Annotated in this window: 25 protein-coding genes and 1 tRNA gene; 15 read left to right on the top strand and 11 right to left on the bottom strand. The window is 29.8% G+C overall.

Annotation, left to right across the window (positions count from 1 at the left end; genetic code table 11):
- Window position 1 precedes the first annotated feature (1 nt).
- Window positions 2-115: a transposase gene (locus HKO22_RS11185; protein WP_407947284.1), complete on the top strand. Its 114-nt coding sequence runs from the start codon at window positions 2-4 to the stop codon at window positions 113-115.
- 80 nt (window positions 116-195) lie between these two features.
- On the opposite strand, the gene HKO22_RS09855 is transcribed toward HKO22_RS11185, so the two are convergent.
- The 10 genes from HKO22_RS09855 to dnaA form a co-directional block, all read right to left on the bottom strand.
- The gene (locus tag HKO22_RS09855) at window positions 196-846 is read right to left on the bottom strand and encodes a transporter associated domain-containing protein (RefSeq protein WP_169970369.1); all 651 of its coding nucleotides are present in this window, start codon (window positions 844-846) and stop codon (window positions 196-198) included.
- On the bottom strand, window positions 846-1631 hold the full coding sequence (locus tag HKO22_RS09860) for a SigB/SigF/SigG family RNA polymerase sigma factor (RefSeq protein WP_075659713.1): 786 nt from the start codon (window positions 1629-1631) through the stop codon (window positions 846-848). Before HKO22_RS09860 ends, HKO22_RS09855 begins: the two co-directional genes overlap by 1 nt.
- 9 nt (window positions 1632-1640) lie before the next feature.
- Window positions 1641-1988 carry an ATP-binding protein gene (locus HKO22_RS09865; RefSeq protein WP_075659714.1) on the bottom strand — a complete coding sequence of 116 codons (348 nt, stop codon included), beginning with the start codon at window positions 1986-1988 and terminating at the stop codon, window positions 1641-1643.
- 1 nt (window position 1989) lies between these two features.
- Window positions 1990-2301 carry an STAS domain-containing protein gene (locus tag HKO22_RS09870; RefSeq protein WP_075659715.1) on the bottom strand — a complete coding sequence of 104 codons (312 nt, stop codon included), beginning with the start codon at window positions 2299-2301 and terminating at the stop codon, window positions 1990-1992.
- Window positions 2302-2309: 8 nt separating this feature from the next.
- Window positions 2310-4739 (bottom strand): DNA gyrase subunit A, encoded by a 2430-nt coding sequence (gyrA, locus tag HKO22_RS09875; RefSeq protein ID WP_075659716.1) that lies wholly within the window; start codon window positions 4737-4739, stop codon window positions 2310-2312.
- A 9-nt stretch (window positions 4740-4748) separates the two neighbouring features.
- Entirely contained in the window at window positions 4749-6662 is a 1914-nt protein-coding gene (gene gyrB / locus HKO22_RS09880; RefSeq protein WP_169970371.1) for a DNA topoisomerase (ATP-hydrolyzing) subunit B, read from the bottom strand.
- 13 nt (window positions 6663-6675) lie between these two features.
- Window positions 6676-7752 carry a DNA replication/repair protein RecF gene (gene recF, locus HKO22_RS09885; protein ID WP_075659718.1) on the bottom strand — a complete coding sequence of 359 codons (1077 nt, stop codon included), beginning with the start codon at window positions 7750-7752 and terminating at the stop codon, window positions 6676-6678.
- Window positions 7749-7961 carry a S4 domain-containing protein YaaA gene (gene yaaA, locus HKO22_RS09890; protein ID WP_075659719.1) on the bottom strand — a complete coding sequence of 71 codons (213 nt, stop codon included), beginning with the start codon at window positions 7959-7961 and terminating at the stop codon, window positions 7749-7751. Before yaaA ends, recF begins: the two co-directional genes overlap by 4 nt.
- Before the next feature lie 2 nt (window positions 7962-7963).
- Entirely contained in the window at window positions 7964-9058 is a 1095-nt protein-coding gene (gene dnaN / locus HKO22_RS09895; protein WP_169970373.1) for a DNA polymerase III subunit beta, read from the bottom strand.
- Window positions 9059-9206: 148 nt separating this feature from the next.
- A complete protein-coding gene (gene dnaA / locus HKO22_RS09900) occupies window positions 9207-10556 on the bottom strand; it encodes a chromosomal replication initiator protein DnaA (protein WP_075659721.1) in 1350 nt (449 codons plus the stop codon).
- A 442-nt stretch (window positions 10557-10998) separates the two neighbouring features.
- On the opposite strand from dnaA, the gene rpmH reads away from it, so the two are divergent.
- From rpmH to HKO22_RS09960, 12 genes are all read left to right on the top strand, one after another.
- Window positions 10999-11133 carry a 50S ribosomal protein L34 gene (gene rpmH, locus HKO22_RS09905; RefSeq protein ID WP_019139068.1) on the top strand — a complete coding sequence of 45 codons (135 nt, stop codon included), beginning with the start codon at window positions 10999-11001 and terminating at the stop codon, window positions 11131-11133.
- Window positions 11134-11140: 7 nt separating this feature from the next.
- Window positions 11141-11476, top strand: a complete 336-nt coding sequence (gene rnpA, locus HKO22_RS09910) for a ribonuclease P protein component (protein WP_083635538.1) — start codon at window positions 11141-11143, stop codon at window positions 11474-11476.
- Window positions 11473-11688, top strand: coding sequence for a membrane protein insertion efficiency factor YidD (gene yidD / locus HKO22_RS09915; RefSeq protein WP_075659723.1), 216 nt, complete (start codon window positions 11473-11475; stop codon window positions 11686-11688). Before rnpA ends, yidD begins: the two co-directional genes overlap by 4 nt.
- Before the next feature lie 18 nt (window positions 11689-11706).
- Window positions 11707-12441, top strand: coding sequence for a YidC/Oxa1 family membrane protein insertase (locus HKO22_RS09920; protein WP_075659724.1), 735 nt, complete (start codon window positions 11707-11709; stop codon window positions 12439-12441).
- Window positions 12441-13271, top strand: coding sequence for an RNA-binding cell elongation regulator Jag/EloR (gene jag, locus HKO22_RS09925; protein ID WP_075659725.1), 831 nt, complete (start codon window positions 12441-12443; stop codon window positions 13269-13271). Before HKO22_RS09920 ends, jag begins: the two co-directional genes overlap by 1 nt.
- Before the next feature lie 85 nt (window positions 13272-13356).
- Window positions 13357-14736, top strand: coding sequence for a tRNA uridine-5-carboxymethylaminomethyl(34) synthesis GTPase MnmE (mnmE, locus tag HKO22_RS09930; protein WP_169970375.1), 1380 nt, complete (start codon window positions 13357-13359; stop codon window positions 14734-14736).
- A 6-nt stretch (window positions 14737-14742) separates the two neighbouring features.
- Window positions 14743-16647 (top strand): tRNA uridine-5-carboxymethylaminomethyl(34) synthesis enzyme MnmG, encoded by a 1905-nt coding sequence (gene mnmG, locus HKO22_RS09935; protein WP_169970377.1) that lies wholly within the window; start codon window positions 14743-14745, stop codon window positions 16645-16647.
- Window positions 16637-17329, top strand: a complete 693-nt coding sequence (rsmG, locus tag HKO22_RS09940) for a 16S rRNA (guanine(527)-N(7))-methyltransferase RsmG (RefSeq protein WP_169970379.1) — start codon at window positions 16637-16639, stop codon at window positions 17327-17329. Before mnmG ends, rsmG begins: the two co-directional genes overlap by 11 nt.
- Window positions 17330-17514: 185 nt before the next feature.
- Window positions 17515-18270, top strand: a complete 756-nt coding sequence (locus HKO22_RS09945) for a ParA family protein (protein WP_075659729.1) — start codon at window positions 17515-17517, stop codon at window positions 18268-18270.
- Window positions 18263-19117: a ParB/RepB/Spo0J family partition protein gene (locus HKO22_RS09950; protein WP_075659730.1), complete on the top strand. Its 855-nt coding sequence runs from the start codon at window positions 18263-18265 to the stop codon at window positions 19115-19117. Before HKO22_RS09945 ends, HKO22_RS09950 begins: the two co-directional genes overlap by 8 nt.
- On the top strand, window positions 19114-20007 hold the full coding sequence (locus HKO22_RS09955; RefSeq protein WP_075659731.1) for a PhzF family phenazine biosynthesis protein: 894 nt from the start codon (window positions 19114-19116) through the stop codon (window positions 20005-20007). Before HKO22_RS09950 ends, HKO22_RS09955 begins: the two co-directional genes overlap by 4 nt.
- Complete coding sequence (locus tag HKO22_RS09960; RefSeq protein ID WP_169970381.1) at window positions 20007-20423, top strand: hypothetical protein; 417 nt, start codon at window positions 20007-20009, stop codon at window positions 20421-20423. The genes HKO22_RS09955 and HKO22_RS09960 overlap by 1 nt, the downstream gene beginning before the upstream one ends.
- A 45-nt stretch (window positions 20424-20468) precedes the next feature.
- Here HKO22_RS09960 and HKO22_RS09965 read toward each other — a convergent pair.
- Window positions 20469-20544 (bottom strand) — tRNA-Thr (locus HKO22_RS09965).
- Between the two features lie 84 nt (window positions 20545-20628).
- Here HKO22_RS09965 and glpK point away from each other — a divergent pair.
- Together glpK and HKO22_RS09975 are read left to right on the top strand one after the other, a co-directional pair.
- Complete coding sequence (glpK, locus tag HKO22_RS09970) at window positions 20629-22116, top strand: glycerol kinase GlpK (RefSeq protein ID WP_075659733.1); 1488 nt, start codon at window positions 20629-20631, stop codon at window positions 22114-22116.
- Window positions 22117-22240: 124 nt separating this feature from the next.
- Window positions 22241-23485, top strand: coding sequence for an L-cysteine desulfidase family protein (locus HKO22_RS09975; RefSeq protein ID WP_169970383.1), 1245 nt, complete (start codon window positions 22241-22243; stop codon window positions 23483-23485).
- Window positions 23486-23668: the final 183 nt, after the last annotated feature.

Here is a 23668-nt window from a genome sequence, read left to right on the forward strand (position 1 = left end):
GATCAAAGTTATTAAGAGAATCTCATATGGCTATCGTTCTTTTGATAATTTTAGATTAAGAATTTTTTTATGTTTTTACCATAAAAAAATATATGGTTTAAGCCATAAGACATAAACCATATATCATATATCATTAATTTTTATTCACCAACACTATTTGACAAAGAACCAATAAAAATCTCATAGGCTAAAATTTTATTTATTTATTTTTTTGTCTATTCTCTCTACTGAAATTATTTGTATAACTCCGCCAGTTGCCATTTTTACAATTTGGAAAATGTAATTTCCATCTTCCACAATTACTCCAGTATCTGCTTCTTCTGCATTTTTAATTAGTAGTGCAGATACATAACCTCCTAGTGTAGTTGATTCACCTGGGTCTATGTCAAATCCATACTTTCTGTTGAGTATTTTAATTGGAGTCGATGCAGAATATTCGTTTTGTTCATTTGCTGTACTATCCATGCTTACACCAGTTAATAAAAATTTTCTAACGGCAAATAATACTGCTATTGCAATTGTTGCAATAAGTAAGTCCACCATTGTGTCGGAGTATACCAACATCTTTCTAGATATTACAAGTAATATTAAGTGAATAATATTTGTGTCAGTATGAGCAATCATCAATACCACAAATTCTATTGCTATTACAAGTAAAAGCACATGAGAAAGAAAATTTTGAAATATTTTATAAGAAAGTGTGGCATCGCTTGTTATTATCTTAAAATAGTATTTTAAAATATCAGGTACTGATATTACAACTCCAGCTATTAGCATAATAGACACAACTATTTCAAATATATTTACTAGTTTTAAAAGTGTAACTAGATACCTATTTCTATTCATTAAACCTCCATAGTTTTAGCAAGCTCTTTTTTCATTTTTTCTAAAACTTTCTTTTCTATTCTAGAAACTGTCATTTGAGAAATGTTTAGTTCCTTTGCAATTACAACTTGTGTTTTTTTGTTAAAATATCTGTCTATTAAAATAGTTTTTTCAACTTCGTCTAAATTTTCCATTGCTCTTTTAAAGAAGTCATTTGATTCTATTTTATCAAAATATTTTTCCTCTATTCCTATTAGATCAGATAGATTTACTTCACTTTCGTCACCTGATTCATAAGTTACATCAAGCGACTGAGGAGTATAGACTTTTGATGCTTCCATTGATTCCATAATTTCTTCTGGGGTTGAATTTAAAAATTCTGCAATTTCATCAATAGTAGGAGTTTTTTGATATTTTTGAGATAAAGTAACAGTTGCATTTGCTATTTTTTTAGAAAGCTCTTGGATTCTTCTTGGAACTCTAATCGTCCATCCATTGTCCCTAAAATACTTTTTTATTTCTCCAATTATAGTTGGTGTTGCAAAAGATGAAAATTCAAATCCTTTGTCTGGATTATATCTCTGTATTGCATAGATTAATCCAATAGATGCCACTTGATATATGTCGTCATAATCTATGCCCCTACCTGCGTATTTTTTAGATAGAATTTCTGCTATATAAAGATGCTCTTCGATTAAAATATCTCTTATTTCTTGGTTCTGAGTTTCGTGATATTCTTTAAAAAGTTCTCTTCTCTCTTCCTTCGTAAGTCTTCTATCTAAATTGTTGTATTCTTTTAAATTCATAATAAATCCTTAAAATTTTTTTGACAAAATAAATTTATTTCCATCAAAATAGCATTCATCTACAAGAGATTCAATAATAGTTTTTGAAAGAAATAATTTCTCAGATTTTTCTAACTTTTCTTCTTTGATCTCACTTACACAAATCTTTATATTTTTTTCTTCTATTTCAAATACTATGTCAATATGATCAAGATCAGTTAAACTTAATGAAATATTTAAGCTTTCTGTGACTGCCATTTTCAAATCTTCTATTTCTTCAATATTTCTATTTAGTAGATTTAAAATACCCGATAACATTAATCTTACTGTTGAAAAGTATTTGGCATCATTAGGTATTTGATATTTAAGTGTATCCATACTACCCCCTTATTTCAAACATATCGTCAAGTTTTGTTATCTTAAAGAGCTTCATAATTGATTTATTTAAATTTTCAATTACAATTTTATTTCCATCTTTTTCTAATTCTTTTAAAATATAGATAAGTGAACCAAGACCTGTTGAATCAAGATATTCCAAATCACTACAATCAAATAAAATATCTTTTTTATATTTTTCATAATATTTTATAGATTTTTCTTTGAATTTTTTTGTATTATATACATCCAATTCTCCCTTTGGATATAAAATTAAAAATTCATTAGTGTCTTTTGATTCTAATTTAAATTCCATAAAGCCTCCTAATCTCCAATATAATTTGCTACAGCTACAACTTTTGCGTCAGTCAAATTCATAAGTTTAACGCCAGATGTGTTTCTTCCTTGTATAGAAATATCTTCTGTTAAAATTCTAATAATAACTCCAGAATCTGCAATTATCATTACATCATCTTCTTTTTCCACTACTGCTGCAGATGCTAAATCACCAGTCTTTTTAGTAATTTTATAAGTTAAAAGACCCTTTCCTCCTCTGTTTTGTGGTCTATATTTAGAAATTTCAGTTAATTTTCCAAATCCATTTTCGGATATTACTAATAAATATTTGTCATCATAGGCAAGATCTGATGAAACTAAAATATCTCCATCATCAAGATTAATAGATTTAACTCCCATAGAATTTCTACCTGATTTTCTAACTTGTTCTTCGTTAAATCTTATTGCAAGACCCTTTTTAGTTACAAGTATTACGTCTTCATTATTCTTTGTTAAATGAACATTAATTAACTTATCATCTTTATTTAATTTTATAGCAATTATTCCAGATTTTCTAATATTTTTGTAATCTTTAAAAGGCGTTCTTTTTATAAGTCCCTTTTCAGTAACCATTAAGAAATTCATGTCAGGATCGTATTCTTTCACTGGAATTATCGATGTAACTTTTTCTCCTTCTTCTAGTTGAAGTAGATTAATAATTGCAGTTCCTCTTGAAGTTCGAGAATCCTCTGGAATTTCATATGCTTTTAATTTAAATACATTTCCTAGAGATGTAAAAAATAAAATCATATCATGAGTTGATGTGACAAAAAGTTCCTTTACGAAATCTTTATCTCTCATATTTCCTGACGAAACTCCTCTTCCACCTCTTTTTTGTGGTTTATAAGTTCCTTCACTCATTCTCTTAATATATCCAAATTGAGTAAGTGTTATTACGACATCTTCTCTCTTTATAATATCTTCCACTTCTATATCAGTTCTGTCATGAGAAATTACAGTTCTTCTCAAATCTCCATACTTTGCTTTTATTTCAAGAAGCTCATCTTTTATTAGGTTCATAAGTACGTCATTATTTTCCAAAATTTCTTTAAACCATTTTATGTCAGCTTGAAGTTTTTCATATTCAGCTTCAAGTCTTTCTCTTTCAAGTCCTGTAAGTCTTCTTATTCTCATGTCTAAAATAGCTTGAGATTGTGCATCAGTTAATTTAAATTCTTCATAGAATTTTTTCTTTGCTTCAGAATCATCCTTTGATGCTCTTACTATCTTTATAATTCTGTCAATATTATCAAGTGCTATAAAAAGTCCTTCAACTATATGAGCTCTCTTTTCAGCTTTGTCTAAATCAAATTTAGTCCTTCTTGTAACTACTTCAACTTGGTGATCAACATAATATCTTATAATTTCTTTTAAATTTAGAATTTCTGGTTTTCCATTTACTAGTGCAAGATTTATAATTCCAAAAGTTGTTTGCATTTGCGTATTTTTATAAAGTTTATTTAAAACAACTTCTGCATTGGCATCTTTTTTTAATTCAACAATTATGTTGATTCCCTTTCTATTTGAAGCATCTGTAATATTTGAAATTCCATCAATTACTTTATTTTTTGCAAGATCTGCAATTTTCATTATAAGTGCAGACTTATTAACTTGGTAAGGAAGTTCTGTTATAACTATTTTTTCACGATTATTTTTAAAACTTTTTATATCTGCAATTGCCCTTACAATTATTTTTCCTCTACCTGTTTCATAGGCCTCTTTAATCCCTTCAGTACCCATAATTTGAGCTCCTGTTGGAAAATCTGGTCCCTTTATAATTTCATTTAATTCACTAATAGAAATATTGTCATTGTCAATATAAGCTATGATTCCATCAATTGACTCCTTCATATTATGTGGAGCCATATTTGTAGCCATACCTACGGCAATACCACTAGATCCATTTACCAAAAGATTTGGAAATCTTGCTGGAAGAATAGTTGGTTCCTTTTCATTTTCATCAAAGTTTGGAACAAAATCAACTGTATCTTTATTTATATCCCTCAGCATTTCTTCTGCAAGTTTAGTCATTCTAACTTCTGTGTAACGCATTGCTGCAGCACCGTCGCCGTCTATATTACCAAAGTTTCCTTGCCCATCTACAAGTGGATATCTAGTATTAAAATCTTGTGCAAGTCTTACTGTTGCTTCATAAATTGAAGAGTCACCATGAGGGTGATACTTACCCATTACATCCCCAACAAGCCTTGCAGATTTTCTATATGGTCCATTAGATGCAAGATTAAGACCTTGCATTCCATATAAAATTCTTCTGTGAACTGGTTTAAGTCCATCTCTTACATCAGGAAGTGCTCTCGCCACTATTACAGACATTGAATAATCGAGATAAGAAGACCTCATTTTTTTATTAATATCAACATCAAGTATTCCTGATTCTATAAAGTTATTTTCAGTCATCTTTCACCCCTATGCATCTATATAATCTGCATAAACTGCATTTTCTGTTATAAATTCTCTTCTTGGTTCAACCTCTGAACCCATTAAAATTGTAAAAGTGTCATCAGCTTCTGTTAAATCATCTATATTTACTTTTAAAAGAAGTCTATTGTCTGGATTCATTGTAGTTTCCCAAAGTTGTTCAGGATTCATTTCTCCTAGACCTTTATATCTTTTAATATTTACCTTTGCATCTTTGTATTCTTTAAGTGCAAGCTTAAGTTCCTTTTCGTCGTGACAATATCTAAGTATTTTAGTTCCCTTTTCTATGCCAAATAGTGGAGCTTGTGCAACATAAACATGTCCCTCTTCTATAAGAGGTTTCATATATCTAAAAAATAATGTTAAAAGAAGAGTCATAATGTGGGCACCGTCTACGTCGGCATCAGTCATAATTATAATTTTATCATATCTTAGTTTTTCTATATTAAACTCTTCTCCAATTCCTGTCCCAAAGGCAGTAATCATTGCACGAATTTCAGATGAATTTAATATTTTATCTAATCTTGCCTTTTCAACATTCATGATCTTTCCTCTTAAAGGAAGAATTGCTTGATACTCTGAATCTCTTCCGTCCTTTGCAGAACCACCAGCAGAATTACCTTCGACCAAAAAGATTTCATTTCTCTCTGGATCATCATTTTGACAATCTGCAAGCTTACCTGGAAGAGTCATTGACTCTAGATTATTTTTCTTTCTAGTTAAATCTCTTGCCTTTCTAGCAGCTTCTCTTGCACGTCTTGCTGAAAGGGCTTTATCTAAAATTTGTTTTCCAATTTTTGGATTTTCTTCCAAGAAAATTGTCAAGTTTTCAGACAAAACTGAATCTACAATTCCTCTTGTTTCTGAATTTCCAAGTTTTCCCTTAGTTTGTCCTTCAAATTGTGGATTAGGAAGTTTTACACTTATTACTGCAGAAATTCCTTCTCTTACATCTTCACCTGAAAGATTTTCTTCTTTTTCCTTTATAAGGTTATTTTTTCTTCCATAGTCATTTAACGTTCTAGTAAGAGCAGATCTAAAACCTGAAAGGTGACTTCCTCCTTCTTCAGTATTAATATTATTTGCAAAGGAAAGCACAACTTCTGAATAAGAATCTGTATATTGAATTGCAATTTCAACTGCAGTTTCTTCTCTTACTTCATCTATATATATTATTTCGTCATGAATTGGTTTTTTCTTATGATTTATAAATTCAACAAAGGATTTAATTCCACCTTCATAGTAAAATACTTCTCTTAAGTTTTTTCTATCATCTATAAATTCAATTTTAATTCCCTTGTTTAGAAAAGCCATTTCTCTAAATCTTTTAGAGAGAATTTCGTCAGAAAACTCCACAGTTTCAAAAATTGTATCATCTGGTTCAAAATAAATTTTAGTACCTGTGTCATCAATTTTTGTTTCTCCAATAACTTCAAGTTCAGTTTTTCTAATGCCTCTAGAAAACTCTTGTCTATAAATTTTGCCATCTCTTTTTACAGTAGCAACTAATTTATTTGAAAGAGCATTTACTACAGATACACCTACACCATGAAGTCCACCAGAAACTTTATATGCAGAATTGTTAAATTTTCCACCTGCATGAAGAATTGTAAGTACAGTTTCTACTGTTGATTTTCCAGTTTGTGGATGTATTGCAACTGGAATACCTGAACCATTATCAGAAATTTCTACACTTCCATTTTTATTTATTTTTATAATTATATGATCACATATTCCAGCAAGAGCTTCATCAATTGAATTGTCTACAACTTCATATACTAAATGATGAAGCCCTCTTGGTCCAGTTGAACCAATATACATACCAGGTCTTTTTCTAACTGGATCTAAACCCTCTAATACCTGTATGTCCGATGCGTCATAATGTCTTTTGTCTTTCGCCATTTTATCTCCTATTCTAATAAATTACTTTACCTTCACTTATTCTATAAAAATTTGCATCAACTGATTTTAAAAATTCATCAGTTTCTGTTGTAGTAATAAATGTCTGTAAATCCTTTAATGAATGTAATAAATACCTACTTCTATTTGAATCAATTTCTGAGAAAACATCATCTAAAAGAAGAACAGGTTTTATTTTATATAAATTTCTTATTAAATCTGCTTCAGCTAACTTTAAACTAAGTACAATACTTCTTTGTTCGCCTTGAGAACCATAATTCCTAGAAGAAAATCTATTAATTTTAAAATCTAAATCATCTCTATGAGGACCAATAGTCGTGTATTTTTTTTCTAAATCTTTAGAAAGAGAATCCTTTAAAAGTACTAAATAATTTTCCATAAGTTCTTTCTCATCGACTAAAACTGGAACTGTTGAAAGATAAGTTATACTTAGATCATCCCCAGAAATTAATTTATAATGCTCTTTAGAAATTTCATTTAATCTCTTTATGATCTTTAGTCTCATAATAATTATTTTAGTTCCATTTTTTACTATTTCCCTATCATAGACATCTAAAAGATTTTTGTCTATATTCATCTTTAGAAGTTTATTTCTCTCGAATAAAAGCCTTCTATATTTGTACATATAAAAATCATAATTTAGATCAATATTTGACAATAAATCATCTAAAAATTTTCTTCTTTCCCTAGGTGAATATTTTATCATATTAAGATCATCAGGGTTAAAAAGTATGACAAACCTAGATTTTTTGTAATCCTTGGTATTTACTTTTTCATCATTTATAAATAATTTTTTATTTTCAAATTTTGAAATTTCAACTCTATAATCATCCTTGTAATCATCAATATTATATCTTGTAATAATACTAGAATAATTTTCATCAATATTAATTAGATCTTTATCTTTTGAATTTCTAAAAGAATTTGCCTTTACAGACATATATATTGATTCAATTAAATTTGTTTTCCCCGAAGCATTTAAGCCATAGAGTACGTTTATATTTTCACCAGGAATAAAATCTAAACTCTTATAATTTCTGAAATTAAAAAGTCTTAGATATTTGAGTTTCATTTCTCACCAATTATATATTCATTTCCTTCAAAGGAAATTTTATCTCCCTTGTGTAATTTTTTTCCTCTTCTAGTTTCAACTTCTCCATTAACTTTTACATTTCCCTCTAATATCATATTCTTGGCAAAGCCACCTGATTCACAAAGTCCTGTAAGCTTTAAAAAGGAGTCTAGTTTTATAAATTCAGTATCTATATTTATAGTTTCCATAATTACCCCGCAAGTCTAACTGGAAGCACAAGATATATATAGGAGTCATCTCCTTTTTCTGTTATTATTAATGGATTTACAGAATCTGTGAAATTAAGAACAATATCTTCAGATTCTAAAATTTTAACTCCATCTAAAATATATCTTGAATTAAAAGCAATATCTAAAATTTCTTCATGTTCTGATGTTTTAACCTTTTCAAAAACATCTCCAATTTCCGAATTACTCTTAATATTTATGTGATTTTCTAATACATTTAATTTAATAAGATTTGCTCTATCTTCTCTCGCAAGAAGAGATGCTCTTTCAACTGCGAATTGAAATTCCCTTTTAGATACAATAGTAGAAATTTTGTGTTCATCTCTCAGAAGCGCACTGTAACTAAAAAATTCGCCACTTAATAATGTACTATAAAATATAGTATTATCAAATTTAAAAACTATATTGTTTTTTGAAATATTAAGAGTTACATCTATATCATTATCTATTATCTTTACAAATTCATTAAGAGATCTTGATGGTATAATAATTGAATTTTCAATTCCCGTTTCCTTTTCAAGTTTTTGAATTGCCAATCTAAATCCATCTAGTGCAACGAAGTTTATAAAATTCTTCTTTATATCCATAAATACACCAGTGAAAACAATTCTAGATTCGTCATTGGAAACTGCGAAAGTAGTTTTCTTTACAATATTTTTTAAATCTTTTGCAGAAATATCTAATTTAATATCATCTTCAACCTTGGGAAGATCTGGATATTCATCTGCCTTTTGAGTTGAAATATTAAAAATAGAATCTCCACACTTTAAATTCATAGTGTAATTTTCTACATTTATATTTATAATATCATTTTCAAGTTTTCTAACAATATCTCCAAAGAGTCTTGAATTTATTACAATTTCTCCTTCTCTTTCAACTATTGCATTTAATTTAGTTTTAATGCTTATCTCTGTATCAGTAGCAGCTAATATTAAAGTATTATCTTTAGCTGTTATTTTTATGCCTTCGAGTATTTGCATAGTTGTTCTCTGAGAAATTGCTTTTTGAACTATTGAAATATGTTTTGTCAGTTCTTTTCTATTAACCTTTATTAGCATTTTTTCCTCCTAGAAATATAGTATATAAAATAGTAATAGTAGTAGGGCTTGTTAATTTGTGTATAAGTCCTAAAAACATTGAGATTTATAAAAATTTAACATTGATAACATGTGGATAAGTTTTTGACTTTTAAAAAATTATCCACAATTAAGATTTTATTTCCTTTATTAAATTTGTTATTTCAATTTTAAATATAGGATCATTATCTAAATCATGAGTTATTTTATCGTATGCGTGAATTACAGTTGAGTGATCACGCCCGCCAAATACATCACCTATTTTTGGAAGGCTTAAATCAGTAAGTTCTCTAGTAATATACATGGCTATTTGTCTTGGATAAGCAATAGCATTAGTTCTCTTTCGTGAATTTAAATCGTCTATAGTTAAGCCGTATTTTTTGGCAACTTCTGATTTTATAAATTCTGCTGTAATTTGTTTTTTTGCTTTAGTTTCGTAAATATCCTGAAGAACTATAGCGGCAGAATCAACAGAAATATCAGAATCTGTCAGCTTTGAATATGCCATAACGCGGGAAAGCGCCCCTTCAAGTTCTCTAATATTACTTCTTACATTTTCAGCTATAAAATTCATAACTTCTTGGCTAATATTAAAACCCTCAGAGTCAGCTTTTTTCCTAAGAATTGCAATTCTAGTTTCCAAATCAGGAGGTCCAATGTCTACTACAAGTCCCCAAGCAAATCTTGAAATCAACCTTTCTTCAAGACTTTTAATGTCTTTAGGTGGTTTATCAGAAGTTAAGACAATTTGTTTATTTTGTTCGTGAAGCTCATTAAAAGTATGAAAAAACTCTTCTTGAGTTCTGTCTTTATCAGCGATAAATTGGATATCATCAATTAAGAGAAGGTCTACTTTTCTGTACTTATTTCTAAATTCTTCATTTTTATTAGTTTGAATGGAATTTATAAGTTCATTTGTAAATTGCTCACTTGTAACATATAAAATTTTTTTAGTAGGATCTTGCTCTAGTACAAAATGTCCAATTGCGTGCATTAAATGGGTCTTGCCAAGTCCAACACCTCCATATATAAAGAGTGGATTTGAAAATGCATTTTGCGGGTTTTCATAATTTTCAGAAACTGCAAGTGCCGCTGCATGGGCAAATTCGTTACTCTTTCCAACTACAAAAGTTTCAAAAGTGTATTTAGGATTGAGCCTTGATACATTTAGAAAAGGCTTATTTATAAGTCCTGCAGGGTTTGAATCGGTGGATTCATCATCTGAAATAATATTAATATCAAAATCAATTCCAGTAATTTCCTTTAAAGCATCACCAACTAAATCAAAATGTCTTTTATTATTTACGAGATAATCTCTTATAAAAGGCGATGGAACTTTAATTACAATTTTTTTGCTATCGTAGTCAATTGATTTTGGAAGCATTCTTGAAAACCAAGTGGAATATGTAACTTGAGACATAGATCTTTTTTCAAGTTCTTTTAAGAAAGTTTCCCACATTGTGGAAAGTTCTTTATCCATATTTCCTCCTCATTAACAATTTTTATATTGTTGATAAATTGTAGTTAATAATTAAATCTACAAATGTGAATAAATCTGTGGATAAATAAATATAAACAATAAAATTCATATAAAATGTTGATAACTTTTTGTAGAAATTAGATTATTTCTATTTTTTACAAAATAAAAATAAAATTATCAACATCTTATCAACATAATGTTAATAACTTTACTTATAAACAAATTTGTTTTTATCTACAAACAATTTATATTTATCCACATATATTTTAACAAATAATGATAGACTTATCAACAATAAGGGATTTTACAAGATTTTAAAATTTTTATTGTTATAATATTTAAAATTAAAAATTAAGAGCTTATTTGCTATTAAATCATCTATATTACTTGACAATTTAACCATTTGTAAATAAAATGATAAAGATAGAAAGAGGTGAGAACTTTGAAGAGAACTTTTCAACCAAAAAACAAACAAAGAAAAAGAGAACATGGTTTTCGTTCAAGAATGAGAACTAGAGCAGGTAGAGCCGTTATTAAGGCAAGAAGAAGAAAGGGCAGAAAGAGACTTTCAGCTTAGGTTTATAATGAAGGATTGTTATTTAAAAAAGAATAGTGAATTTCAGAGGGTTTATTCTAACAAAAAAATTTCTGGATCTAAGTATATTACTCTTTTTACTATTGAAAATAAAAGAGATTATCCAAGATTTGGTATTACTACTACTAAAAAAATTGGAAATGCCGTAAATAGAAATTTCGTTAGAAGAAGATTAAAACACCTTTTAAGAGAGAATTCTCACAAAATAAAACCAGGTTACGATTATGTATTTGTTGCTAAAAAGGATGCATGTGATTCTGATTTTAAAGACTTTAGGAGTTCTTTTTTTTCTGTTTTAAAAAGACAAAAGAAGATGATTAAATGAGTAAAATTTGTATGTTATTAATAAGATTTTATCAAAAATTTATTTCTACATATCTTTTACCAGGAAGACACTGTAGATTTACACCCACTTGTTCACAATATAGTTATGAAGCCTACGAGAAATATGGTTTTTTTAAAGGTACTTATCTTACTATTAGAAGAATTTTAAAATGCCATCCCTTTCACAAAGGCGGTTACGATCCTCTCATTTAAAATTGGAGGAAATTATTAATGCATTTAATTAGTTCTATACTTGGAATTTTTGTAAAATTCATCTACGATGGACTAGCTACAATTATGTCAAATGAACCAGCTCAAGTTTCATATTTTGCACTTTCAATTATTATTGCTACTATTATTATTAAGCTTTTAATTTTGCCACTTAATATTTCTCAGATGAAAAGTCAAAAGACAATGGCAAAGCTTCAACCAGAGCTTAAAAAAATGCAACAAAAGTACAAAAACGATCCACAAACTTTAGCTGCAAAACAACAAAAACTTTATAAAGATGCCAATTACAGCGTCGCTGGAGGATGTCTACCAATGATTATAACAATGGTTGTATTAATTGCTTTTTATAGAGTGTTTTTGAACCCACAAACCTTCGCTTTTACAGACCCAGGTTTTTATGAAACAATGAACAAGAATTTCTTTTATATTAAGAATATTGATCATGTAGATCAAACTTTTATTATGCCTATTATAGCAGCTGTTTCAACTTTTTTAGTAAGCTTTATTACTACTAAAAACCCTGCCTCTCAAGGTGCAGGTGCTGATCAAGCAAAGTCTATGATGACTACTATGATGGTTGTGATGCCTATTTTAATTTTTTCAATGGCGAGAAGATATGCAGCTGGTCTTGTTATTTATTGGATTGTTTCTAATATATTTTCAATAATCCAACAACTTATTACTAATAAGATTGTAAAAGATGAAATTGAAGAAGTTGAGGTTAAGGATAAGTAATGAATTATGTAATTAAAACGGGAAAATCCGTTGACGAAGCAGTAAGAGAGGCTCTAATTGAATTAAATATTTCAAGAGAAAATGCTGAAATTGAAGTATTAGATGAAGGTCAAAAGGGATTTTTGGGACTTATTGGTTCTAAGGATGCAACTGTAAAAGTTTGGCCAAAGGAAGATGAAACTAAGAGTATTTTAGATGAAATATTTAATGAAAAAATTGAATCAGAGAAGAGCCAAGACACAGTTCAAGATAATGTTGAACTTGAAATAGAAAATAATGAAATTTTTACAGAAAAAACAGAGGATAATTTAGAAGCTAGCGAAAAAAACTATGTTGAAGAAAGTTCGAATAGCATCGAAGAAGAAAATAAAGATATTTTAGATGCTGCAAGAGAATTTACTGCAAAAATTCTTGAGACTTTGGAACTTGATAATACTGTAGAAATGGAATTGGAAGATAATACTCTAAACATTAATATTAAAGGAGATGAAAATAGACTTGGAATTTTAATTGGAAAAAGAGGTATAACTCTTGATTCAATCCAATATATTTTAAATTTAATAGTCAATAAAAAATCTTCAAGATATATTAGAGTAAATTTAGATTCTAGCGGTTATAGAGAAAAAAGAAAGCAAACTCTTATAAATCTTGCAAAAAAAATGGCTAATAAGGTTACAAAGAGTGGCAGATCAGTTAAGCTTGAACCTATGAATTCTTATGAAAGAAAAATTATTCACACAGCTTTGCAAGATTTTGATGGAGTGTTAACACATTCTGAAGGAAAGGACCCTTTTAGAAAAGTTGTAATTCAAAAAGAAAGAAAATATTAAAAAATTATATAAGAGGGCTTTATTTTAAAAGCCTTCTTTTTTATTTGCTTTAATTGTAGTAATATAGTTTAAAAGGACTGATATAATGGGAAATTTAAATGATACTATTGCTGCAATTTCTACTGCAATTGGCGAAGCTGGCATTGCAATTGTAAGAATGAGCGGCGAAGATTCAATAAATATAATAGATAAAATTTTTGTATCTGTAAGTGGAAAAAATATGGCAGATGCTGAAAATAGAAAGTTTTTGTATGGTCATATATGTGATGGAGACAAAAAAATAGATGAAGTTTTAGTTGTAAAAATGAAAGGGCCTCACTCCTATACTGCTGAAGACATTGTTGAAATTCATTGTCATGGAGGAGTTGTTTCTGTTAAAAGAATTTTAAATTTAATCTTGTCTAATGGTGCAAGGCTAGCTGAAAAGGGAGAATTTACTAAAAGAGGTTTTCTTAATGGAAGAATTGACCTAACTCAAGCTGAGGCAGTAATAGACATGATTAAGGCAAAAACAGATATTTCCTTTGATCTTGGTTTAAATCAACTTAGTGGAGCACTCAGCGAGGTACTAAATAAATTAAGGGATGAACTTATCTCTATGCAGGCTCTTATTGTCGCAAACATAGATTTTCCTGACGAGGATATTGAAGATGCTGCCTATCATGATCTTATGGATAGAAGTGAAAAAATTTTAAATAAAATGGATAATCTCCTTGAAAATTCTAAAAACTCAAGACTTCTTAGAGATGGCATAAATACAGTAATTCTTGGAAAACCAAATGTTGGAAAATCTTCACTTTTAAATGGACTTTTAAAATATGAAAGAGCAATAGTAACTGATATTGCAGGTACAACTAGAGATGTAATTGAAGATTATATAAATTTAGATGGTGTTTTATTAAAAATTTCTGATACTGCCGGAATTAGAGAAACTGACGATGAAGTTGAAAAAATTGGCGTAAATATTGCTAGAGAAAAATTGAAAGATGCGGATCTAGTAATTGCAATTTTTGATATTTCAAGAGAATTTGATCAAAACGATAAAGAAATTTTAAAATTGATCGAAAACAAAAAACATATCATTATATTAAACAAAGATGATTTAGAACAAAAAATTTCTGATGAAGAAATTGAAAAGTATTTTAAAGATGATTATTTGAGACTTTCAGTTATGAAAAATGAATCTATTAAAAAAGTTGAAAAATTAATTTTAGATTTGTTCTTTGATGGAGAACTTCAAATTTCCTCTGACACGGTGCTTTCTAACATTAGACATATAAATGCATTAAGAGAAGCAAGAAAAGAACTTTTAGATGTAAAAGAAAGCCTAAATAAAAAGGTGTTTTTAGATTTAATTGAAGTTGACCTTGAAAATGTAATTGCACATATTTCTGAGATAACAGGAACAATTACAACAGAAGATATTTTAGACAGAGTATTTTCTGATTTTTGTATAGGAAAGTAGGTAAAGATGTCAGATATTAAATATTTTGAAGCTGGAGATTTTGATACAGTTGTAATTGGAGCAGGTCACGCAGGAAGTGAAGCTGCTCTTGCATCTGCAAGACTTGGTGCAAAAACTCTTTTATTATGTATAAATTTAGATTCAATAGCACAACTTAGCTGTAATCCAAACATTGGTGGAACAGGTAAGGGTCATCTAGTTCGTGAAATTGACGCTTTAGGTGGCGAAATGGCAAAAAATATAGATAAAACTTTTATCCAATCTAGGATGCTTAATACTTCAAAAGGTCCAGCTGTCCATTCACTTAGAGTGCAAGCTGATAAGAGAAAGTATCACGATGAGATGAAAAGAGTGCTGGAAAATGAAGAAAATTTATATCTCCTTCAAGATGAAGCTATTAGAATTTTAAAAGATGGCAAGAAAGTAACTGGGGTTTTAACGAGAAATGGTGCAAAATATAAAACTAAATGCGTTGTAATATGTAGCGGAACTTATCTAAGATCAAGAGTATTTATGGGAGAAGTAAATTATTCCTCAGGTCCAAGTGGATTTGGTCCAGCAAATTATCTTTCAGAAAGTCTTGAAAAAGATTTTGGAATGGAACTTAGAAGGTTAAAAACAGGAACTCCTGCAAGGGTTTTGCGCAAATCAATGGATTATTCTGTGATGAAAGAACAAAGAGGAGACGAAGAAATAATTCCTTTTTCTTTCCTAAACATCGACAAAAAATACGATATTAAACAAGAACTTTGTTATTTGACTTATACTACTAAAAAGTGCCACGATATTATTAGAAATAATATAGAAAGATCTGCACTTGCACTTGGAGATATTGAAGGAAAAGGTCCAAGATACTGTCCATCTATTGAAGATAAAGTAACTAGATTTGCTGATAGAGATTCACATCAAGTTTTTATTGAACCAGAAGGTCTCACTACTGATGAAATGTACATCCAAGGTGTGTCTTCTTCACTACCAGTAGAAGTACAAAATCAATTTTACAGAGAAATAATAGGAATGGAACACTGTAAAATTTTAAGACCCGCCTATGCTATTGAATATGATGCAATTGATGCAACCCTCTTAAAGAGAACCTTAGAACACATGGATTATGAGGGTTTATTTTTTGCTGGACAAATTAATGGTTCTAGCGGATATGAAGAAGCAGGAGCACAAGGAATTGTCGCAGGAATAAATGCAGCTCTTAAAGTAAAAGGAAAAGATCCCTTTGTGCTAGATAGATCTGAAGCATATATTGGAGTTTTAATTGACGATTTAGTAACCAAGGGAACTCGAGAACCTTATAGAATGATGACTTCAAGAGCTGAATATAGGCTCACTCTAAGACAAGATAATGCCGATTTAAGACTCACTGAAAGAGGAAGAAAAATTGGACTTGTAGACGATGAGAGGTATAAAGGATATTTATATAGGAAAAATGCAATTGAAGAAGAAATTAATAGAATTAAAAAAATTCAAATTAATCCAACTGCTGAAAATAATAAAATCCTAAAAAGCCTTGGATCAACCGAAACTCAAAATTCTTTCTCTCTTTATGAGCTTATAAAAAGGCCGGAACTTGACTATAAAAAACTAGCAGTATTTGACAAAGACAGACCTTTTGTAAGAAGTGATGTAATAAGAAATATTGAAATTGAAATAAAGTACGAAGGTTATATTAAAAAGCAAGAAATACAAATTAAACAGTTTAAAAAACTTGAAAACAAAAAACTTTCCAAGGATATAGATTATAAAAATATAGATGGACTTAGAATAGAAGCAAAAGAAAAATTATCAGATATTAGACCAGAATCCATTGGTCAAGCATCTAGAATAACTGGAGTTTCCCCAGCAGATATAAATGTACTTTTGATACATCTTGAGCAATTAAGGAGAAAAAATGTTAATTGATTATATGAAAAACTATGATCTGAGCACAGATAATATTGATAAATTTGAAAAATACAAAGAATTAATACTGAAATACAACGAGCATACAAATCTTACGCGAATTACTGAAGAAGATGAATTTAACGTAAAACACTTTTTGGACTCATTGAGCCTTTTTAAGACAAAAAAATTCGATGGAGAGAAAAAAATTATTGACATAGGAACTGGAGCAGGATTTCCAGGGATTCCATTAAAGCTTTATAACGAACAAATAGATATAATTCTTCTAGATTCACTTAGAAAAAGAATTGATTTTTTAAATGACGTAATTGAAGAACTGAATCTAGAAAAAATAAAGGCAATTCACGCAAGAGCCGAAGAAATTGCAAGAACAGAAGAATACAGGGAACAATTTGACATAGCAGTATCTAGGGCAGTTGCAAATCTAGCTACCTTAACAGAGTATGCAATGGGATTTGTAAAAGTTGGAGGGTATTTTATTTCTCAAAAAGGGCCAGAATACAAAGAAGAGCTTGAAGATGCAAAGAGAGCGATTGAATTAATGGGTGGAATTGTGGAAAATGTGATTTACACTCCATTACCAATGGATATAGATCATTATATTATTGTGATTAAGAAAGTTAAAAAGACTGACAAAAAGTATCCAAGAGGTGGAGGAAAACCAAGAAAGGCACCTCTATAAATTCCAAAGATCAAATTAGTTAATAAAACCAAGATGCTCCACGTAGAGCATCAAAAAAATTAAATAAATATAAAAATGCTCCACGTAGAGCAAAGCTTCAAATTTTTTGAAGCTTATTTTTTTGCTTTGCCTTTAAAAAAAAATTCAAACATGTTATTATTAATGGTATAGAAATGAGGTAAAAAATGTCTGTTGTAATTACAGTTTTCAATCAAAAAGGTGGGGTTGGTAAAAGCACCACTGTTATAAATTTAAGTTCAGCACTTGCCTTGAGAGGTAAAAAGACACTTGTAGTTGACATGGACCCACAAGGAAATTCAACTTCAGGGCTTGGAGTTTATGAGTTTAAAAATATGATATATGACTTTGTTATAGATGAGAAAATAGATTCTATTTACAAAACTTCTTTTAATAAGCTCGACATAATCCCATCAAATGGAGAGTTTGCTGGAGTGGAAATTGAACTTGCAAGATACGAAGACTGGCAGTTTAAACTAAAGAAGATGATAGATAAGGTCAAGGACAATTATGATTTTGTAATTCTCGACTCTCCACCTTCTCTTGGAATATTATCAATGATGTCTTTAATTGCAAGCGATAAAATCCTTATTCCTGTGCAATGCGAATACTATGCCCTTGAAGGAGTTTCACAACTAATGGATACAATTGCTCTTGTAAGAGACAATTTTAATCCAAATTTAAGTATTTTAGGAGTTGTGATGTGTATGTACGATGGAAGAAACAATCTGTCTAACCAAGTAGTAGAAGAAGTTAAAAAATTCTTTAAGGATAAAGTTTTTAAAACTTTTATACCTAGAAATGTTAGACTTGCAGAAGCTCCAAGTTTTGGTATGAATATATTTGATTATGACAACAAATCTAGAGGTGCAAGGGCATATACGGAGCTTGCTAAGGAAGTAATAGGTGAAATATATGAGTAAGAAAAATGCACTTGGCAGAGGAATAGAAAACTTTTTAACATCCAGTGAAAAAATAAGAGAAGTGATTGAAGAAGATAGTTCAAAACTTATGGATATTAATGTTATTGAAATTATTCCAAATGAAGATCAGCCCAGAAAAAATTTTGACAAAGATGAAATATACGAACTTTCTCAATCTATAAAAAAATATGGAATAATTCAGCCACTTTTACTAAAGAGAAAAAATGATAAATATGAAATCATAGCAGGAGAAAGAAGATATAGAGCGGCATTAGAAGCTGGAGTGACAAAAGTTCCTGCAATTGTAAAAGATGTATCTGATGAAATTTCTAGTAGGATTGCTATCATTGAAAACATTCAAAGAAAAGACTTAAACCCAGTGGAAGAAGCTATGAGCTACAAACACCTTTTGGATTCACAAGATCTAACACAGAAAGAACTCGCCGATGAAATAGGTAAAAGTAGACAATATGTGGGCAACACTATTAGGCTTTTAAAGCTTGATCCTAGAGTTTTAAAACTTTTGGAAGAAGGGAAAATTAGTACATCTCATGGTAAAAAATTACTTGCTATAAAAGATAGTGATAGACAGTATAAGGAAGCCATGAAAATCATAAAAAACTCCATTCCTGTAAATGTTAATAAAAAAAATACTGAGACTGGAAAAATAGAAAAATCAAAAGATGTTTTTTTGGAAGATATAAGAAGTGAGATTGAAAGATCACTTGGAACAAAGGTAAGTTTCAAAAAAAGAGGAAAAGTCGGCAAAATTGAAATCGAATATTATGGCGAAGAAGACTTATCTAGAATTGTTGATCTTATTTTAAAAAAGGATTTAATGGAATGAAAAGATTTTATACGACATATTTAGTATCAGCCTTTTCAGATAGGGCTTTTATGGGTAATTCGACTGGAGTAGTAATTGACGATAGTGGAAAGCTTTCAGATGAAGAAATGGAAAACATCGCTAAGGACATCAATCAATCTGTAATTGTTTTTGTAAGAGAACTTGATAGAGATCGATACTTAACAAGATTTTTCACACCAGATGGTGAGATAAATCTTTGTGGTCACGCAACTGTTGCAACTTTTTATGCACTTGCAGAAAATGAATATATTAAAAGTGAGGAAGAAGGTATAAAGAAAATTATTCAACACACAAAAATTGGTAAAATACCAGTTGAGCTTGAATATAGAAATGGAAAAATCCAAAATATTTACATGAATTTAGATATTAAACTCGATGAAAAATTTGAAGATGAAGATAGAATTTTAAAAATTCTCAATTTAAAAAAAGAAGATATTGGGCTTGAAATAGCTGAAAATTTGAGCATGAAAAAAATATCTACGGGAACTTGCGACATAATTGTACCTGTAAAAAACGAAGAATCACTTTCTTCTATAGTACTAGACAAAAAAGAAGCCCTTGAAATTTCGAGAGATGAAAATTTAATTTCAATTCATGCTTTTACAACAAATGATGGAAAAAAAATTAAACAAAGAACTTTTTCTCCAATAATTGGCGAAGATGAGGAATTTGGAAGTGGAACATCTACAGCTGCAACTATGTACTATTTAAGTTCAAACAAAATAACAGAAAGCAAGAGTGTTACAGCAATACAAGGCGATTATATTGGAAGAATTTCAAAGGTTTTTACAAATCTAACAGATAGAGAAGGAAGGATTCGTGTTGGGGGAAGAGCTTACGTATTTATGAATGGAGTTTTATATTTATAATGGCAAGAAAAGAGAGAAAATCAAAAAGATCTAAAATAGTTCTTTTTATATTTTTTGTAGTGATAGTATTTTTTGGAGTGAGTTTAGTATCTTCACGAAATAAAATAGTAGATATTAATCCAAAAGATGTTGATTATATAGAGATAATTGGATTTAAAACTGATAATATGAAGACAATAAAGGAAGAAAAAACTGTAAATAAAATAGTAAGAGACTTAAATCGATTGAGAGGAAAACAAGCAAACAAAGATACTAATGCAGAAATAGCAAATTATATAAATGTCTATTTTACAAGTGGAAATAAAATTTCTTTTGTAAAAACAGGTCTTACTATTAGAGTAAATAATATCTATTACAATATTAGTGCCAATAACTCAAAAATGATTGATAATATAATAGAAAAGTATGGAAGATAAAATAAAGCTGGCTTAGTTGATAAGTCAGCTTTTTAAAAATATAAATGGAGCTGATAGGCGGATTTGAACCGCCGGCCTATTGATTACGAATCAATTGCTCTACCAACTGAGCCATATCAGCAAATAATAAAATAATTATAGCACTAATTGAAAAAAAGTAAAACTGAAAAAACTTGATTAATGATATAATGAATGTGGTGATTAAATGAAATACATAATGGCATTTGATGCAGGAACTACATCTGCAAGAACTATAATTTTTGATAAAAAGGGAAATCCAGTATCTGTTGCACAAAAAGAACTTATTAAACATTTCCCAAAGCCCGGATATGTTGAGGAAGAACCAGAAGACCTTTGGTCAAAGCAAATAGGTACGGCAGTGGAAGCAATGTCTAAAAAAGGTATCGACCCAAAAGATATTGCGGCGATTGGAATTACAAATCAAAGAGAAACTACAATTGTTTGGAACAAAAAGACAATGGAGCCAGTTTACAACGCTATTGTGTGGCAATGTAAGAGGACGACAAAATACTGTGAAGAACTAAAAGAAAGAGGACTTGAAGAAAAAATAAAACAAAAGACAGGGCTTGTAATAGATCCCTATTTTTCTGCTACAAAAATAAGGTGGATTCTTGAGAATGTGGAAGGCGCAAGAGAAATGGCTAATCGTGGAGAGCTTTTATTTGGAACAGTGGAGACATATCTAATTTATAAGTTAACAGATGGCGAAGTTCACATAACAGATTACACAAATGCATCGAGAACAATGTTATTTAACATAAAGGAAAAAAGATGGGATGATGAGCTTTTAGAAATTTTTGACATACCAAGATCCATGCTTCCTGAAATAAAAAATTCAAGCGAAGTATATGGTAATTCAAAATCAAAATATTTGGGTTGTGAAATACCGATTGCTTCTGCAATTGGTGATCAACAGTCTTCACTTTTTGGCACAGCATCCTTTGAAAAGGGCATGGCAAAATCCACTTATGGCACAGGAGCTTTTATCCTAATGAATACAGGTGACGAGCTAATAAGATCGCAAAATGGTCTTGTTTCAACCATAGCATGGTCAATAAATGGGAAGGTTAAATATGCACTTGAAGGTTCAATTTTCGAAGCAGGATCATGTATTAATTTTTTGCGAGATAATCTAAGGATTATAGATCAAGCAGATGATTCTGAATATATGGCTAGTAAGGTAAAGGACACAAATGATTGCTACTTTATACCAGCCTTCACAGGTCTTGGAGCTCCTTATTGGGATCAATACGCAAGAGGCAGTATAATTGGACTTACTGGTTCAGTAAATAAATATCACATAATACGAGCAGCATTAGAATCAATAGCATATTTAAGTTGTGATGTAGTAGAAGCAATGCAAGAAGACTCAATGACAAAAATAAAATCATTAAAGGTTGATGGAGGAGTAAGCAAGAATAATTTTTTGATGCAATTTTTGTCAGATATTGTTGGGGTTGAAGTTATAAGGCCGAAGGTAATTGAATTAACAGCTCTTGGTGCATGTTACATGGCTGGGCTTGCAGTAGGATTTTGGAAAAACATAGACGAAATAAGAGAAAACAATGAAACAGAAAAGTGTTTTGAGCCAAAAATGAAAGAAGAAGATAGAAGTAAAAAGATGAGTAGATGGCACGAAGCCATAAAATATTCTATGAATTGGGCGAAATAATCGAATAAAAAATAATAAATTGTAAAATCCTTGCAGATTTTATTTTTAAGTAAAAGGTTTTAATAGGATAAGGTTATCATTTTTGTTATAATATATTTGATAAAAAAATTATGAGGAGATTTTTATGGATTACAATAATTTTTTGAGAGAAAAAATGGTACCAGCCTTTGGGTGTACCGAGCCCATAGCTTTGGCTTATGGTGCAAGTCGTGCAAGATCTATATTAGGAGAAGATCCTGAAAAGATTATAGCAAAGTTATCGGGCAATATGATTAAGAATGTAAATAGCGTGAAAGTGCCAGGGACTGATGGAAGAAAGGGAATTGAAATCTCTCTTGCTGCGGGAGCATTCCTTGGAGATTATAATAAGAAACTTGAAGTTTTATCTAGTGTTGATAAAAGCAAGTTAAATATGTTAGATGATCTTATAAAAAAGGGTCTAGTTAAAATAGAACTTGTTCATGAAATTAAGGGACTTTACATAGACATTGTTATGGAGAAGAATGGCAATAAATCTCGTGTAATAATCAAGGATTACCACACAAACATTATTTATGAAAGTATAAATAATAAAGTGCTTTTCGAAAATAAAAATGAAGACGAAAAACTAGAATCTAAAATAGATTTATCCTTTGATAAAATTTATGATTTTGCAAAAAGTGGAAATTATAAAAGTATAACAAATATCTTAGATAAAGAAATTGAGTACAATTATGATATTGCAGTAGAAGGAATTGAAAACCCATGGGGTGCAAACATTGGAAAAATGATTTTAGAAGATGCAAAAGATAACTACAATGACAAATTAGTTGCTTATGCAGCTGCAGGTTCCGATGCTCGCATGTCTGGTTGTGAAAAACCTGTTGTTATAAATTCTGGAAGTGGAAACCAAGGCATAACAGTTTCCGTTCCTATAATTATTTATGCAAGGGATCATAGTATAGAAAGGGATAAATTATATAGATCACTTATTTTTGCAAATTTAATTGGTCTTTATATAAAAGAAGGAATAGGAGAATTATCTGCCTATTGTGGAGTGGTATCTGCTGCAGCTGCTTCGGTATGTGGAATTGCCTTTATGAAGGATGAAGACAAAGACCTTATAAAAGAAACCCTAAAAAATGCACTTGCGACAAATTCCGGAATTATTTGCGATGGAGCAAAGGAATCTTGTGCCATAAAGATTGCATCTAGTTTAAAAATGTCACTCTTTGCATATAAGCAAGCAAAGTCTGGAAACTCTTTTAAATCTGGCGATGGAATAGTAAAGGACGATGTTGATGATATGATTAAAACAGTTGGACATATTGCAAAGGATGGAATGAGAGAAACTGACGAGGTTATTTTAAAAGAAATGATAGGAAGATAAAAGTTAAAAGATGAGGTTAACAAAGAACAGTAAATCAATTGGTTTACTGTTCTTTTATGGTTCTATAATAAATAGTGTTGGTGAGAAATCATCAGCACTATTTTTGTATGGAAATGTATAAAAAATAGACATAGAAATCACATTCCTATAAAATATAGTTGCAACCAAATACCAAGGAGTGAT

The sequence above is a fragment of the Peptoniphilus faecalis genome, from assembly GCF_012976305.1.
In the GTDB taxonomy this organism is placed as follows: domain Bacteria; phylum Bacillota; class Clostridia; order Tissierellales; family Peptoniphilaceae; genus Peptoniphilus_A; species Peptoniphilus_A faecalis.